Below are 16,156 nucleotides of genomic sequence, written 5' to 3' on the forward strand. Positions count from 1 at the left end.
TCTTATCTGTCCAACGACTTGGCGTCCAGAACCGTTTTCCGGGCGCTTTTTGCGTTTGTCCGCATTCACGCGGATTTGATGGACCCGCCCGGTGTCCGCCTCAAACGACTAAAATTGCTATCGAAAGGACCATTGGATGGTCAGTCTCGGCGGTCTCGCCCGTAAGGTTTTCGGTTCCTCCAACGACCGCCGCGTCAAGTCGACCCGGCCCAGGGTCGAAGCCATCAACGCCATGGAAAACGAGATGCAGGCGCTTTCCGACGCCGATCTCAGGGGCCGCACGGAAAAATTCCGCCAGGATCTCGCCAACGGCGCTTCGCTCGAAGACCTCCTGGTCCCAGCCTTCGCCACGGTGCGCGAAGCGGCCCGCCGCGTGCTTGGCATGCGGCCCTTTGACGTCCAGTTGATCGGCGGCATGGTGCTGCACAATGGCGGCATCGCCGAGATGCGCACCGGCGAGGGCAAGACGCTGGTCGCCACTCTCCCGGTTTATCTCAATGCGCTCGCCAGCCAGGGCGTCCACGTTGTCACCGTCAACGACTATCTCGCCACCCGCGACTCCGAATGGATGGGCCGCGTCTACAAATTCCTCGGCCTCTCGGTCGGCGTTATCGTCCACGGCCTCTCCGACGAGGAACGCCGCGAGGCCTACGCCTGCGACGTCACCTACGCCACCAACAACGAGCTCGGCTTCGACTATCTGCGCGACAACATGAAGTACGAGCGCGCCCAGATGGTGCAGCGCGGCCACAATTACGCGATCGTCGACGAGGTCGATTCCATCCTGGTCGACGAGGCCCGCACGCCGCTGATCATTTCCGGTCCGCTCGAGGACCGCTCGGAGATGTACAACACCATCGACGCCTTCATGCTGAAGCTCGGCCCGGCCGACTACGAGGTCGATGAGAAGCAGAAGACCACGATCTTCACCGAGGAAGGCACCGAGAAGCTCGAAAACTTGCTGACCGCGGCCGGCTTGCTCAAGGGCGAGTCGCTCTACGACGTCGAGAACGTCGCCATCGTCCACCACGTCAACAATGCGCTCAAGGCGCATCTCCTGTTCCAGAAGGACAGGGACTACATCGTGCGCAACGGCGAGATCGTCATCATCGACGAGTTCACCGGCCGCATGATGCCCGGGCGCCGCTATTCGGAAGGCCTGCACCAGGCGCTCGAAGCCAAGGAGCATGTGCAGATCCAGCCGGAGAACCAGACGCTGGCCTCCGTCACCTTCCAGAACTATTTCCGTCTCTACAAGAAGCTCGCCGGCATGACCGGCACGGCGCTGACCGAGGCCGAGGAATTCGGCAACATCTACGGCCTCGAGGTCACCGAGATCCCGACCAACCTGCCGGTCATCCGCAAGGATGAGGACGACGAGGTCTATCGGACGGTCGAAGAGAAGTACAAGGCGATCGTCAAGGAAATCCGCGAGGCCAGCGCCAAGGGCCAGCCGACGCTGGTCGGCACCACCTCGATCGAGAAATCCGAGCAGTTGGCCGAGCGTCTGCGCAAGGACGGCTTCAAGGATTTCGAAGTTCTGAACGCCCGCCACCATGAGCGTGAGGCGGCCATCGTCGCCCAGGCCGGCAAGCCCGGCGCCATCACCATCGCTACCAACATGGCCGGCCGCGGCACCGACATCAAACTCGGCGGCAATGCCGAGATGCGCATCGCAGATGAACTGGGCGACATACCCGCAGGGCCCGAGCGCGAGGCACGGGAAAAGGAAATCATTGCCGACGTCGAGCGCCTGAAGGAAAAGGCGCTGGCCGCCGGCGGCCTCTATGTCCTGGCCACCGAGCGCCATGAATCGCGCCGTATCGACAACCAGCTCAGAGGCCGCTCCGGCCGTCAGGGCGACCCGGGCCGCTCGAAATTCTTCCTGTCGCTGCAGGACGATCTGATGCGCATCTTCGGCTCCGAGCGCATGGACGGCATGCTGCAGAAGCTTGGCCTCAAGGAAGACGAGGCGATCATCCACCCCTGGATCAACAAGGCGCTGGAGAAGGCGCAGAAGAAGGTCGAGGCGCGCAACTTCGACATCCGCAAGAACCTGTTGAAATATGACGATGTCTCGAACGACCAGCGCAAGGTGGTGTTCGAGCAGCGCATCGAGCTCATGGACGGCGAAGGCCTGTCGGAGACGATCGCCGAGATGCGCGAAGGCGTCATCGAGGAGGTCGTCGCCAAGAACATCCCCGAAAACGCCTATGCCGAGCAGTGGAACGTCGCTGGCCTCAAGGAGGAAGTGGCGCAGTACCTAAACCTCGACCTGCCGATCGAGGACTGGGTCAAGGAAGAGGGCATCGCCGAGGACGACATCCGCGAGCGCATCACGGCCGCGGCCGACGCCGCCGCCAAGGAGCGCGCCGATCGCTTCGGCCCCGACGTGATGAACTATGTCGAACGTTCGGTCGTGCTGCAGACGCTCGACCATCTGTGGCGCGAGCACATCGTCAATCTCGACCATTTGCGCTCGGTCGTCGGCTTCCGTGGCTATGCCCAGCGCGACCCGCTGCAGGAATATAAGAGCGAGGCCTTCGAGCTGTTCCAGGCCATGCTCGGCAATCTGCGCCAGGCCGTCACCGCGCAGCTGATGCGCGTCGAGCTGGTGCGCCAGGCAGCGGACGCGCCACCGCCCGAAACCCCGGAGATGTTCGGCAGCCATATCGACGGATCCACCGGCGAGGACGATTTCCAGGGGGGCGAGACCGCGCTTCTCGTGCGTCAGGAATCAAATGCCATCGTCGCACCCGAAAACCGCGACCCGAAGAACCCCTCGACCTGGGGCAAGGTCGGCCGCAACGAGCTCTGCCCCTGCGGCTCCGGCAAGAAGTACAAGCACTGCCACGGCACCTTCGCCTGACGCTTATTTCCTTCTCCCCGCTTGCGGGGAGAAGGTGCCCGAAGGGCGGATGTGGGGCGGCGCCGGCGTAGCGATCTAAACGCCGGACTTGTTTCAGGCTTCCCCACTTACCAAGACTCACACCAGCCCCGACGCACGCGCCGCGGCCGCGGCCTCGCCGCGCGAGACCGCCTCCAGCTTCCCCAGCACCGCCGAAACATGGTGATCGACCGTCTTCGGCGAGATGGCCATATGCGCGGCGATCTTCTTGTTTGAGAAGCCTCGCTCGATAAGCTGCAGGACCTCCATCTGGCGCTGCGTGAGGCCCGCCTGGTTGGCGCGCGTCGCCTGCCTCGGCCCCCTCGCAATGTGGATCACACCGCTTTGTCGCATCATGCAGCGCACATGCTGCGCCACCGGCGTTGCGCCGAGCGCCTCGAAAATGTCGAGCGCCTCGCGCTGCGCCGGTTCATCGCCTTGCAACAAGGCAAGCGCCCGTTCGAACGGAGCGTCCATCTTTGCCCAGAGCGCGGCGGCGGCGCGCCAGTCGCCGACCAATTGCAGGCGGTGCGGCTCTGCCATGCCGTCGGTCTCGCCGGGATCGCTTTCGGGCGACAAAAGCTGCCGCCAGGTCGCCAGCTCACCGAACACCGCCCGCGTCGGCGACAGGCCTTCGGCAAGGGCGATCAGGCGCAGCGCTTCATCCGGGTCGCCCTCGCCAAGCCACGCCAGCTCGGCCATAACCTCGGCGAAGGGCACGAGGCGCTGCAGCTCCAGGCCATTGTCCAGGAACAGCTTCGTCTCTTCGAGAACCGGCTCGGCCGACGGATCCCCCCGGCGGATGCGCAACCTCGCCAGCGCGATGAGTGACGGATAGCGCACCAACGGTGTCGTTGCCTCGTCGTCGACAACCTCATGCGCCATTGCCGCGGCGTCGTCCCAAAGGCCGAGCCTGAGCAGAAGCTGCGCCTGCATGCCACGCATGTAATCGCGCCAGGTAGCGAGATCGTTCTCGACGCAATAGCCGATGCCGCGATCCAGGAACGCCGCCGCCTCCTTGAGGTTGAGCCTGTTCATCTCGACACAGGCGCAGTTCGTGAAGGCGCGCGCGGCATGCTCCTGGAAGTTGCCAGTAAGGGCAATTCCAAGGCTGCGGGCGAGATCGCGCCGCCCCTTGGCGAAGTCCAGCCATTGCCCGGCTGCCCCGACATTGTTGAGGGCGTGACAAAGGATGTCGGGCCGGTTGAGCCGCTCCGCCAGCTCGACGGCCTTGCCGCCGAACATCAGCGTGTCCTCGAGCCGCTCGGCCAGCATCGCGAGCTGCGACAGGTTGGAATAGGCCATGGCGAGTTCGGCACTGTCGGGCGCCGTTTCCAGAAGCTCCACGGCCTGTCCTGCGAACCGGTCCGCGGCCTTGCGATCGCCGAGCAGATAGGCAAAGCGCGACAGGCATCTGAGGCCGTCACCCTCCTTGACCCGGTCGCCCAGCGTCTGGCGCAACTGGCGCGCCTGTTCTTGCGCCTCCATCGCCGCTTCAATGCGGCCGATCAGGTGGCACTCGAACGCATGTCCTTCATAAAGCTCCGCCCGCTCCGCAATCGGGAGGGCGTCTCCATATCGCAAGGCAACCTCGTAGTGGCCGGCCGCATCGCGATGCGCGCTGATGCGGGAGGCCTCGCGCGCCGCGAGCGGCGCCAGCTCGCGCACCGCTTCAAAATTCTGCGCTTCGACGGCGTGGTGCACCAGCCTCGCGGTGGCGACGTGAGGATTTTCCTGCAGCGCTGCAAGCGCGCGTTGATTGTATTCACGCCGGCGGCTCGGCGTCAGCGCCATCTCTATGGTGGTGCGCGCGATCTCGTGCCGGAAGGCGTAGCCGTCGCCGAAATCCTCGAGCAGGCCGTTGGAGACGCATTCGGCGAGTTGGCCGGCAGCGGCAATTCCGCAAAGCCCGCTGAGCGCCCATGCGTCCGCGCGGCGCGGAAACACCGAGACCGCGTCGAGCATCGAGCGGGCGCCCGGCGACAATTTTTCGGCGCGCGCCAGCACGGCGTCACGCACGCTCGCCGGCAATGCGCCATCGCATTCCGCGGCGAGCAGCTCGGTGACGAAGAACGCATTGCCGGCGCTCGCCCGGTAGATTGCGTCACCGTCGCGCTCGGCGGCCGCGGCAAGCGAGAGCACCGCGCTTTCGCTGAGCAACGGCACTTCGATGCGCTGGATATTGCCGGCGGGGATTTCGCCGAGCGCCCGGCGCACGCGCATCTGCCCTTCGCTGCGGTCGGTGCGTGCCGTGATCAGAAGCAGGATGTGGGTGTTCGCAATACGCCGGCCGAGGAAGCGCACGAAATCGAGCGTCGCGTCATCGGCCCAATGCAGGTCTTCGATGACGAGCACGCTCGAGCCATTTGCCTCGAAGACGTCGAGCGCCTCGGAAAACAGTGGCAGCCGCTGCACCTGGCGGCCATCGAGCGCTCGCGGCATTTCCCACTGCGCTTCGCGGGCCAGGTCGTAGAGCGGCCCCAGCGGATCCGGAATGGACAGGTCCTCGCAGGCGCTGCGAAGCACGGCAGGACCCTCACCCAGCCGGCTCGCGAACGCCTCGACCAGCGCCGTCTTGCCGGCGCCGGCCTCACCCGACAGCGCCACAATGCGGCCGCGTCCCCCTGTTGCCTCTGCCAATAAGGCGTCCATCTGCTGCAGCTGCGGCTGCCGTTCCAGAAGCATCGTCACACTCTCGCGAAACCGGAATTTCCATCTTGGCGGGTCGCCGCCGCGATAAACTGGGAAACGGCACAGCAATGTGACTTTCCACACATTGAAGTGCCATCTTCCACATAAAACGTCCCAAAGATAGGGAATCGTCCCGGCCAAAATGGGGAATGGCTCCGATGCACGGCGTTTCCGGACATGGTGGGATTGCCTCGCTCGAAACGAGCCTGGTGCATGTCGCCCAAACCGCGCAGCGGTTTTGGGCGAATGACATGCATCAAAACAGGGACTTAAGGCGCGGCGCTTGAATCCATTTCGGCGCGACGCGCTTTCGTCCAATCACGAAAGGAAAGACGATCGTGCCACGTTATCTCGTTGAACGCACCTTCCCGGAAGGCCTGAACGTACCCATGAACGATGCCGGCGCCACCGCGGTGGGCGGCGTCATCGCCCGCAATGCCGAGAAGGGTGTCACCTGGGTGCAGTCCTTCGTCTCGCCCGACAAGGGCAAGAGCTTCTGCATCTACGACGCGCCCTCGCCGGAGGCGATCCGCAGCACGGCGCAGAAGAACTCGCTTCCCGTTGACAAGATCACGGAGGTGCGGGTCCTTGACCCTTACTTTTATCGCTGATCCGGCGGGCGAACGGCAGAGCGATGAGGACCATGTCGTTCCTGTCTATGGCGGACCTGATGTCCTGCCGGACAGCGCGGGAATATCCGCCACGGCGGATTTTCCCGCGCCACGGCGCGGCTTCCTGCGACGGGTCCTGTCGGCACTGTTTTCGCCACTGCGGAACCGGCGTCGGCTGCTGCCCCCCCGGGACGACCATCTGATGCGCGACATCGGGCTGAGCGAGCGCGAGTTGCCCCGCGAATACTGGGAATATTGGTGGCATCACTACTGATCCGCGACAGATGGATCAGCGTCCGCCCCCTTTTTACCGACAGGCATCGCCGGCGTGCGGAGTTTGGCCTTGACAGGCCGGCCCGCCGCTTGCGCGCCTCCACCCCAATTGGAGAGACAAATGAGTATTCAAACCTTGACCAGATGCTTCATCGGCGCTTCTGCCTCGATCGTCATGCTGATAGCCGGCGCTGCCACGGCCGAAACCGTCAATCCGCTCGCCGAAAAGGTGCGGGCGGTGGACAGCCGCTTCGAGGACATCGCGGTTGCCAAGGCCGAAGGCTATGCGCCGATCCCTTGCGCCAGCGGCCTCACCGGCGGCGCCATGGGCATCCACTACGTCAACGCCGCCTATCTGAAGGACGACGCCGTCGACGTCGCCAAGCCGGAAGCGGTGATGTACGAACCGATGGCCAACGGCAAGCTGAAGCTGATCGCCGTCGAATATATCACCGCGAAAGGCCCGGCCTCCCTCGAAGGCCATCTGTTCAATTTCAACACCGCGCCCAACCGCTACGGTCTCGGCCCGTTCTACGAGCTGCATGTCTGGGCCTGGAAACGGAACCCGACCGGCGCCTTCGCCGATATGAACCCGAACGTCTCGTGCGACGCGATGCAGGGGATGTAAGCCCGTTCTCCCTGTGGAACATCGAACATCGGGCTTTGCCCCGGTGTCGCGCCCTCCCCTTGGCAGGGGAGGGGCGAGCGAAGCGCCGGCTGGCTCCCCTTGCCTGCGGGCAATCCCCGGCGCTCGCTCGCCTTTCTAGCTTTCGGCGGCTACGCGCACCGGCTCTCCACCCAACCGTTTCTTAATGTGTTTCGCATACACCGAAACCTTGGAAACAGGCGGAAAACGGAGACTATTCGGGGTGCGCTTTTCCGCGGCAACGACTGCCGGGCGGTTCCTGCCGCAGCGCTGGGCGCTGCGCATGCGGCCGCTGCTTGGCCGTATCGATGCCGTCCTCTCCACCGCCGACGAGCGCGGCGAAGCCGGGCGCATGTCGCTGATTGCCTTCTCGATCCGTATCGTCAGCGCCTTCATCGCCTTTGTCAGCCAGGTGCTGATGGCGCGCTGGATGGGCTCGTTCGAATACGGCATATCGGTGCTGGTCTGGGTGACGATGGTCATCGTCGGCAATATCGCCTGCCTCGGCTTCCATACCTCGGTCATCCGTTTCATTCCCGAATATCGCGAGCGCGGCATGCTGGCCGAGCTGCGCGGCATCGTGCTCGCCAGCCGCCTGTTCGTGCTCATAGCCTCGACCCTGATCGCCGGGCTGGGCGCGCTTGGCGTCTGGCTATGCTCGGGCTGGATCGAGAGCTACTACGTCATTCCCTTCATCCTCGGCGTCATCTGCCTGCCGATGATTGCGCTCGGCGATCTCATGCAAGGGCTGGCACGCGCCAATTCCTGGGCGCTGCTGGCTTTGTCGCCAACCTATCTGGTGCGGCCGGTGCTGATCCTGGCGTTCATGGCGCTGATGCTGGCCATGCACTACGTGCCCGACGCCAAGACCGCGATCTTCGCCTCGATCGCCGCCACCTATGTCACGACGCTCGGCCAGTTGATGGCCGTCACCTCGCGCATGGAGAAAAAGATCCCGGCGGGGCCGATGGCCGTGCATTTCGGCCATTGGATCCTCGTCTCGCTGCCGATCTTCCTTGTCGAGGGCTTCTTCTTCCTGCTCACCAATGCCGACGTGCTGATGGTCGGCGCCTATCTCAAACCCAATGATGTCGCTGTCTATTTCGCCACGGTGAAGACGCTGGCGCTGGTGCATTTCGTCTATTTCGCGGTCAAGGCCGGCGTTGCCCAGCGCTACGCGCAGTTCACCCATGGCGAGCCGCACAGGCTTGCCGCCTTCGCCCGCGAGACCGTCTCCTGGACCTTCTGGCCGTCGCTGCTGATGGCGCTGCTGGTGCTGGCGTTGGGCGAGCCGATGCTGGTGCTGTTCGGCCCTGAATTCACCGCCGGCTATCCGCTGCTGTTCCTGCTGGTGCTGGGCGTGGTGGCGCGCGCCGCCGTCGGCCCGTGCGAAAGCCTGCTCACCATGAGCGGCAACCAGAACATCTGCGCCGCCGTCTATGCCATGACGCTTGCCCTGAATATCAGCCTCAACGTGCTGTTGATCCCGCTCTTCGGCCTCTGGGGCGCGGCAATCGCCACCAGCCTCGCCATGGTCTTCGAGGCCAGCGCGCTCTCCTTCACCGTCTGGCGCAAACTCGGCATCGTGATGGCGATCTTCGTGCCCGCAAAAAAGGAAGTCGCCTGATGGCCGCCGTCCCGTTGCTCGAAGAGACCAGCGGCGGCCCGGCCGGCGCCATGGTCTCCAACCTTGCCGGCCTGGCGCGCGAAGTCGACCCCGCCCATATCGAGCTCTTCGCCAGCAACAGGCCGGAGCGCAAGCTCGCCATCTATCCGGCTTCGGCCGGCTTCGACCTTGTCGAGGAGCTCGACTATCTCAGCGCCCGCACGATCGAGCCCAACGTCTTCTTCAACCCGCGCTTCCTGGCGCCGGCGATGCCCCGGCTGGAAGACCGGGAAGTGCGGCTGGCCGTCATCCGCGACGGCGACGAGTACCGCAACCGGTTGCGGCTTCTGGTGCCGTTCTCGGTCGAGCGGCCGGCGATCCCGCTCGGCGTCCCGGTGATGCGCACATGGTCGAGCCCGTTCGGCCCGCTGGGCACGCCGCTGGTCGACCGCGACGATCCGATCGGCGTCATCGAGGATTTCTTCTCGATGCTGTCGAGGCCGCATCTCAAGCTGCCCAGGGTCTTCGTACTGCCCGACATCAAGCTCGACGGCGCGGTGGCGAGCCTGCTCACCTCCTTTGCCGACAGCCGCAGTCTGACCATGGTGACCACCGGCAAGGTCGAGCGTCCGGTGCTTGAAAGCGATGCCGACAGCGAAGACTATCTCAAGGCCTCGCTGCGCGCCCACCATTATCGCGAATTCCGCCGCCTGAAGCGGCGTCTAGCCGATCTCGGCAAGCTCGAGCACATTGTGGCGCGCGGGCCGGACGAGATCCGCCACGCTATCGAAAACTTCCTGACACTGGAGGCGGCCGGCTGGAAAGGCCGCGAACGCACCGCGATGGCGATCGACCGCTACCGCGCCGCCTTCGCCCGCGAGGCCGTGCACAAGCTGGCCGAACACGACATGTGCCGCATCCATTTGCTGACGCTCGACGGCCGCGCCATCGCCTGCCTGGTCGTCTTCGTCGAGGCCGGCGTCGCCTACACCTGGAAGACGGCCTATGACGAAACGCTGGCCGCCTTTTCGCCGGGCACGCTTTTGATGATCGAGGTGACCAGGCAGCATCTCGACGATCCCAACATCGTCATGACCGATTCCTGCTCGGTTCCGGACCATCCGGTGATGAGCCGCCTGTGGAGCGAACGCAAGCCGATGGGCACGCTGGTGATCGGGCTGACGCCGGACGCCGACCGGCTGGCCCGGCAGGCGGCCTCGCAGCTGCACCTCTACCGCGAGACCCGCAACATGGCGCGCATCCTGCGCAACCGCATGCGAAGCCTCTTGAAAAGGCGCTAGATCAACGGCGGGACACAAGCTATGGCTTGCGGCGGCCAGACCCGGCCGGCCTTCACCACAAAGCACTTCCGAATGATCGAAATCGTCCTGCGCTTCGCCCGCCTCTGTGCGCCGCTTGTCCTACTCGCCATGCTTCCAGCCCGAGCCCTGGCCGGCTCCTGCCCGGAGGATTGCAGCGATCCGGCGCCTGCGCAGGTCAACATCTACAGCCAGACCACGGCCGGCCATCTCAGTCCCGCCACGGCCGGCGCGCTGCCGCGCGTCTACGTGCCCAACCGCTCCTCCAACAGCGTCTCGGTGATCGACACGCTCACCCTGAAGGAGGTCGGCAGGTTTTCGGTCGGCAGCAAGCCGCAGCACGTCGTACCGTCCTGGGACCTGAAGACGCTCTGGGTTGCCAACAACGGCACCGGCAAGAATGGCAGCCTGACGCCGATCGATCCGATGACCGGCAAGCCCGGCCTGCAGATTGCGGTGGACGACCCCTACAACATGTATTTCATGCCGGACGGCAGCGCTGCCATCATCGTCGACGAAGCCATGCAGCAGCTCGATTTCCGCGACCCGCACACCATGGCGTTGAAATCGAGCCTGCCGACGCCGACCTGCCCTGGCATCAACCATGCCGATTTCTCGAGCGACGGCTCTTATGCGATCTTCACCTGCGAATACGGCGTCGGTGGCCTGGCCAAGATCGACCTGAAGAACCAGAAGGTGCTCGGCCACCTCGACCTCTCCAGGATGGGCATGCCGCAGGACATCCGCCTCTCGCCCGACGGCAAGGTTTTCTACGTTGCCGACATGATGAATGACGGCGTGTTCCTGATCGACGGCGACAATTTCAAGGAAATCGGCTTCATCCCGGCCGGCATCGGCACGCATGGTTTCGTCGTCAGCCGCGACGCCAAGCGGCTCTATGTCTCGAACCGCGGCTCGCACAAGATGGAGCAGGGCAAGGCCAAGGGTCCGGGCAGCGTGACGGTGATCGACTTCGCCACCCGCGCCGTGGTGGCGCAATGGCCCATCCCCGGCGGCGGCAGCCCCGACATGGGCAATGTCAGCGCCGACGGCAGGCAGCTGTGGCTCTCCGGCCGTTTCGACCGCGAGGCCTATATGATCGACACGACGAGCGGCGCCGTGACCAAGATCCGCGTCGGCGCCGAGCCGCACGGCCTGACGGTGTGGCCGCAGCCGGGGCGGTACTCGCAAGGGCATACGGGGAATATGCGGTAGGATGCCTTTAGGTGGCCCTGCCACCCGAAGCTCGTAAGGGTGGCCTGTCACTGAAGCTCGTAAGGGTGGCCTGTCATTGAGGCTCAGGAAGGATGGCCTGCCATCCGAAGCTCGAAGAGCGAAGGATTGTGCCCCTGGCCGGGATCGAACCAGCACTCCTTGCGGAACTCGATTTTGAGCGGCCCAAAGAGCGCCAATCTGAACACCGCCATGCTGAAAATCACGCCGGCGGGCGGCAAGATCTTCATGTTGCGATACGTGACCAACTCCGGCGTCCGTCGGAAACCCGCGCTAGGTCGGTTCGGAGAACTTGCCGTCGACCAGGCCAGAAAGCTGGCGCAGGACTGGCTGGCAGAGGTTCGCCATAACCGTGACCCGTGTGCTGGTGTCTTCAGCAATGCGACATTGGTCACTGCTGTAGAGGAGGCATTGCGCCTGCATCGCGAAAGGTGACGAGGCGTTGGCAGCGCTCGTCCCAAAGCACCAACCTTACGCACCGGATGCTTTCCGCGATTGTGATGCGGCCGATGCCGCGTAGCTCCGGGTAATCGCGCAGCACTTCCGGAAGCCGGTAGTATGGCACTTTGCTGGAAAGGTGGTGGACATGATGAATGCCGATGTTGGCGGTGAGCCATCGCAGGACCGGCGGCAGTTCATAATAAGAGGAGCCGTGCAGAGCGGCGTCCTGAAACCGCCATTGCGGAACGTGCGACCAGTGTGTCTCCTCGAACTGATGCTGGACATAGAATAGCCAGATGCCGGCCGACCCTGCCAATACCACGATTGGCAACTGCACCAGAAGGATCGACCCGAAGCCGACGAACCAGATGAGGCCTAGGGTCAGAACCAGGATTGCCAGATTGGTGGCCATGGTCGAGACCCATGGCTCCGCGCCTGAGCGCATCATGCCGAAGGGCAGTCTTTGCTTGATCAGAAAAAGCCAGATGGGCCCGATGCCGAACATCACAACAGGATTGCGATAGAGCCTGTATGCGAGGCGGCGCGAGCGCGACAGGGAATGGTATTCGGTCACGGTCAGCGTCGTGATGTCACCCACGCCGCGCTCGTCGAGATTGCCGGCAGAGGCATGATGGGCCGCATGCGCGCGGCGCCAGTAATCATATGGCGTGAACGTAAGGACACCGATCAGGCGACCGGTCCAATCATCCGCCCTGCGGTGAGCGAAGAACGAGCCGTGACCGCAATCGTGCTGAATCATGAACAGACGAAGCAGGAACCCCGCCGCCGGAACTGTCAGCGCCGTCCCCCACCAAAAGCCATGATGCACCGCTGTCGCGGCAAGCGTCCAAAGGCCGAGAAACGGGACAAGCGTGACCATCAGTTCATTCAGGCTGCGTCCCCTGTGTGGCTGCCGGTAGCCGGCGAGAACCTTGGGCCAGGTCGGTTCGCCGCCCTGGAGCGGGGAGATGGATTTGGCGGCTTGCGTCAATGACAATGGGCGGGCCTTTACGGGTTTGGAGGCTGCTGCACGGACGATTCGGCAGACCGAAGCCTAGAGACGAGACATGGTCGAGCTTCAGTTTTCACATGAGGCGGTTGTCCTCGGCCGTCTGGCGAGCGCGCCGCCGTGTGCCGTCGGTGTCTGCATTCCTGCATCGTTCCGCTGCCGCATCGTGGATGCTTTCAAAGCGGTTTTTGTCGTTCTGTTCAGTTGCAGGTTTCGGATCGGCTTTCTTGACACACGCGATCATCAAATGGACTCCTTTTGCTGGCCTGTCAACGACCGCCGGAGTTCTGTCCGGCGATCAGCGATCTCGCCTCAACGCCTATGCGGCGAGAGTCTTGGAGCAGCCTTGGGCGCCTGTCAGGGCTGGTTTGTCCGGGCATCGTCACAGCCGCCCGTTCGATAACTGTGGTTTCGTGTAGCGGTCGGCCAAGGCCTTCAAGTCAGCAAGTTTCGCCGCCTTTGTCTGGCGCCGCGTTGCAATGCGTCGAGATCGAGAACTGAAATCTTGCCCAACAGTTTGGCACGCTTGGCAACCAACACGGGTATGACGTGCGGCTCTCCCATGCACCGGATCTTATGGGAACCCACTAAGTCGCGGCAATTGGAATGTTGGTGCTTTTGCTACATAAGGCCGCATTGGCGGATGGTTCGCCAACCCATTTCCTTCGTATTCTCTCGTATGGTCGGGCGAATCTGAGGACCGTTTCGCGCGGTCTCGAATACGCCCGATGCGTTGGCGCATTTGCCGGGCAATTATCGCGTATCGCAGGTGCTGCGTACCGATCGTTTCCACATTCCGGCAAAGCAGGCGTCACGCTACCAGACCGCCGGCGTCTTCCTCGGCGGCGATGCGGCGCATGTCCACTCGCCTCTTGGCGCCCGCGGCATGAATCTCGGTATCGAGGATGCCGCTTCCTTTGCCCGGCGTTTCGGCGACGGCATGCTGGCTGGATATACGGATGAACGCCGGCCGGCAGGGCATCGCTGGATCGAGCTCAGCGAACGCATTCTGTCGACGGTGCAGTCGACCAACAGATTCATTCAGACGTTCCGCAACCTCGCGATGCGGACCATCGGCGCGGTTCCCGCCCTGCAGCGACAGAGCGCGTCGCGGGCCTGAAGGGAGTAATAGGAGGCGCGGTCAACCGTCGTCTCATGCTCAAGTGATCAACTGCTCGATCCTGATCGGCAGGTCGCGGATACGCTTGCCGGTCGCGTGATAGACCGCACTTGCAACGGCGGCGGCCGTGCCGACATTGCCTAGTTCGCCAAGCCCCTTCACGCCGGCAGGATTGACCGCGTGGTCGACCTCTGGGACCAGGATCACCTGCAGGTCCTTGATGTCGGCATTGACCGGCACGAGATAGTCCTGCAGATCGCGGTTCACATAGCGGGCGTAGCGCCGGTCGACTTCGGTCGCCTCATGCAGCGCCTGGCCGATGCCCCAGATCATGCCGCCCATCAGCTGGCTGCGCGCGGTGCGCGTGTTCATGATGCGGCCCGCCGCGAAGGCCCCGACAATGCGCGGCACGCGAATTTCCTTTGTGTAGCTGTTGACGCGGACTTCGACGAATTCGGCACCGAAAGCGTATTTGACCGACTCCTCGTCGGACTCACCGCCATGGAATTCCGGCTGGCCGGCATAGAGTTTTTTCAACGCCTGGGGCGTCGCGCTCTTGGGCGCGAACTCGGCGTACTCCTCGATCGCGCCAACCTGCATGGTCTTGAAGACGTCCTCGACCTTGGCCGATGCGCCGCTCTTCGCCACGATCTTGCCGCCACGAACGTCCAATTCCTCGTTGTGGGAGCCGGCAAGGGAGCTGCCCTCGCCAGTGGCTGCCGCGAAAAGCTTCGTGCGGATCGCGTCGCACGCCTTCAGTACGGCCGAGCACACGCTCGCGGTCGAAATCGAGCCGCCCGAAACCGGAGCTGGAGGCAGGCTGCTGTCGCCCATCTCGACTTCCACCTTGTCGATCCCGGCGCCAAGCCGCTCGGCGGCCATCTGGGCGGCCACGGTGCGAACGCCGGTGCCGATCTCGTGCGAACTGCATTGCACGCGAACGCCGCCGTCTACGGTCAGGCGCACACGCGCCGCGCACGGCGCCGCGGCGGTCGGATATATGGCCGTTGCGCAGCCCATACCGATCAGCCAATCGCCATCGCGCATCGCACCGACCTTCGGATCTCTTTTGGCCCAGCCGAAAGCGTCTGCCGCCTGCTCGTAGCACTGGATGAGCGAACGACTGGAGAACGGCTTCTTCCCGATCGGCTCAGTCTTCGGCTCATTGATCCGGCGGAACTCGACCGGATCCATGCCAAGCGCTACCGCCATTTCGTCCATCGCGTTTTCCAACGCGTAGACGTAAGGCGTCTCGGGAGGAGAACGCATATAGCCCGGTGTGTTGCGGTCTGCCTGCACGAGCGAGACATGCGTCAGCACCGAGCCATAGTCGTACATGCGCCCCGTCGCCGAGGTGCCGCCGACGACATAGGCATCCGGACGTGACGTCACCTCCCAGCCCTCATGGGCGAAGGCCGTGATACGCCCGTCCTTGCCGGCGCCGATCCGGATGCGGTGCCGGGTTTCGGCGCGATAGGTCTGGGTCCCGAACGCCTGCATGCGGCTCGTCACGCAACGCACCGGACGGCCGAGACGCTTGGCGGCAACGGCGACGATCGCGGTGCGCGTGGTCATGGGTCCTTTCGAGCCGAAGGCGCCGCCGATATAGGGGCTGACGATCCGCACCCTGGCCGGATCGATCTTCAGTTGCCTGGCAAGCTCGACCTTCCAGCCGGTGACGTTCTGCGACGGCTCGTGAACGATGAGCCGATCGCCTTCCCACATGGCGGTCGTCGAGAACAACTCGATCGGATTGTGGTGCTGCGTGGGCGTCGAGTAGCGCTGGTCGATCTTGACCGGAGCGGCGGCATAGGCGGCCTCGAAATCGCCCGCCTTGACGTCCTCCTTGAACAGCGGGCTCTTGCCGGCGGCGGGGATGGTCTTCGTGCCCGGACTGTCGAAGCTAGCGGTAGGCTTCTCCTCCTCGTAATCCGCGCGGATCAATTGCGCGGCCTCTTCAGCCGCCTCGAATGTCTCGGCAACCGCGAGCGCGATGATCTGGCCGTCATGGAAAATCGTCCTGTCATGCAGCGGTCCGATCGAGGTGGCGCCAGTGTTGCCGAATTTCGGCCTTTCGAACTTATCCATGTCGCCATAGGTGACGATATCGAGCAGGCCGGGCACCGCGCGGGCGTCATCGAGATGAAGCTTGGTCACCCTGCCCTTGGCGATGCTGCTGGTTGCCAGCGCACCGTAGGCGATGTTGGCCGTCGGCAGATCCGCGGGATAGTGGGCCTGGCCGGTGACTTTCAGCCGCGCATCGATGCGCGGCAGCGGTTCGCCCATGTTCTCCTTGGGCTTCGGAGCGGCTGCATCCATG

The 16,156-nt window shown here is 63.9% G+C and carries 13 protein-coding genes and 1 pseudogene; 9 read left to right on the plus strand and 5 right to left on the minus strand.

Going from position 1 to position 16,156, the window contains the following annotated elements; translation table 11 throughout:
• Positions 1-136 precede the first annotated feature (136 nt).
• Entirely contained in the window at positions 137-2,869 is a 2,733-nt protein-coding gene (gene secA, locus YU3_RS0117125) for a preprotein translocase subunit SecA (RefSeq protein ID WP_027167396.1), read from the plus strand.
• A gap of 117 nt (positions 2,870-2,986) precedes the next feature.
• On the opposite strand, the gene YU3_RS0117130 is transcribed toward secA, so the two are convergent.
• On the minus strand, positions 2,987-5,572 hold the full coding sequence (locus tag YU3_RS0117130; protein WP_027167397.1) for a LuxR family transcriptional regulator: 2,586 nt from the start codon (positions 5,570-5,572) through the stop codon (positions 2,987-2,989).
• A gap of 344 nt (positions 5,573-5,916) precedes the next feature.
• On the opposite strand from YU3_RS0117130, the gene YU3_RS0117135 reads away from it, so the two are divergent.
• From YU3_RS0117135 to YU3_RS0117155, 6 genes are all read left to right on the plus strand, one after another.
• Positions 5,917-6,189, plus strand: coding sequence for a DUF4242 domain-containing protein (locus tag YU3_RS0117135; protein ID WP_027167398.1), 273 nt, complete (start codon positions 5,917-5,919; stop codon positions 6,187-6,189).
• Positions 6,167-6,463: a hypothetical protein gene (locus YU3_RS40640; RefSeq protein ID WP_156913502.1), complete on the plus strand. Its 297-nt coding sequence runs from the start codon at positions 6,167-6,169 to the stop codon at positions 6,461-6,463. The genes YU3_RS0117135 and YU3_RS40640 overlap by 23 nt, the downstream gene beginning before the upstream one ends.
• Positions 6,464-6,637: 174 nt before the next feature.
• Entirely contained in the window at positions 6,638-7,090 is a 453-nt protein-coding gene (locus YU3_RS0117140) for a hypothetical protein (RefSeq protein WP_156913507.1), read from the plus strand.
• 241 nt (positions 7,091-7,331) lie between these two features.
• On the plus strand, positions 7,332-8,735 hold the full coding sequence (locus YU3_RS0117145; RefSeq protein WP_027167400.1) for a lipopolysaccharide biosynthesis protein: 1,404 nt from the start codon (positions 7,332-7,334) through the stop codon (positions 8,733-8,735).
• Positions 8,735-10,015, plus strand: coding sequence for a GNAT family N-acetyltransferase (locus YU3_RS0117150; protein ID WP_027167401.1), 1,281 nt, complete (start codon positions 8,735-8,737; stop codon positions 10,013-10,015). Before YU3_RS0117145 ends, YU3_RS0117150 begins: the two co-directional genes overlap by 1 nt.
• 72 nt (positions 10,016-10,087) lie before the next feature.
• The gene (locus YU3_RS0117155; protein ID WP_027167402.1) at positions 10,088-11,248 is read left to right on the plus strand and encodes a YncE family protein; all 1,161 of its coding nucleotides are present in this window, start codon (positions 10,088-10,090) and stop codon (positions 11,246-11,248) included.
• 83 nt (positions 11,249-11,331) lie between these two features.
• On the opposite strand, the gene YU3_RS41275 is transcribed toward YU3_RS0117155, so the two are convergent.
• On the minus strand, positions 11,332-11,514 hold the full coding sequence (locus YU3_RS41275; RefSeq protein WP_027167403.1) for a hypothetical protein: 183 nt from the start codon (positions 11,512-11,514) through the stop codon (positions 11,332-11,334).
• Between YU3_RS41275 and YU3_RS39370 the strand changes: the two are divergent.
• Positions 11,459-11,611 (plus strand): annotated as a pseudogene (locus YU3_RS39370) (Arm DNA-binding domain-containing protein); the annotation flags it as partial. The gene YU3_RS41275 and the pseudogene YU3_RS39370 sit on opposite strands and share 56 nt — an antisense overlap.
• 46 nt (positions 11,612-11,657) lie before the next feature.
• Here the strand turns inward: YU3_RS39370 and YU3_RS0117165 are convergent.
• Both YU3_RS0117165 and YU3_RS41280 read right to left on the minus strand, forming a co-directional pair.
• Entirely contained in the window at positions 11,658-12,704 is a 1,047-nt protein-coding gene (locus YU3_RS0117165; RefSeq protein WP_051333974.1) for a fatty acid desaturase, read from the minus strand.
• 88 nt (positions 12,705-12,792) lie between these two features.
• Positions 12,793-12,960: a hypothetical protein gene (locus tag YU3_RS41280; protein ID WP_198021673.1), complete on the minus strand. Its 168-nt coding sequence runs from the start codon at positions 12,958-12,960 to the stop codon at positions 12,793-12,795.
• Between the two features lie 525 nt (positions 12,961-13,485).
• Between YU3_RS41280 and YU3_RS0117175 the strand changes: the two genes are divergently transcribed.
• Positions 13,486-13,836: an FAD-dependent monooxygenase gene (locus YU3_RS0117175; protein ID WP_245273527.1), complete on the plus strand. Its 351-nt coding sequence runs from the start codon at positions 13,486-13,488 to the stop codon at positions 13,834-13,836.
• A 39-nt stretch (positions 13,837-13,875) separates the two neighbouring features.
• Here the strand turns inward: YU3_RS0117175 and YU3_RS0117180 are convergent, their stop codons facing one another.
• Positions 13,876-16,155, minus strand: a complete 2,280-nt coding sequence (locus YU3_RS0117180; RefSeq protein ID WP_027167406.1) for a xanthine dehydrogenase family protein molybdopterin-binding subunit — start codon at positions 16,153-16,155, stop codon at positions 13,876-13,878.
• Position 16,156 lies beyond the last annotated feature (1 nt).

Origin of the sequence: Mesorhizobium sp. WSM3224, from assembly GCF_000427725.1 — a bacterium.
GTDB lineage: Bacteria > Pseudomonadota > Alphaproteobacteria > Rhizobiales > Rhizobiaceae > Mesorhizobium.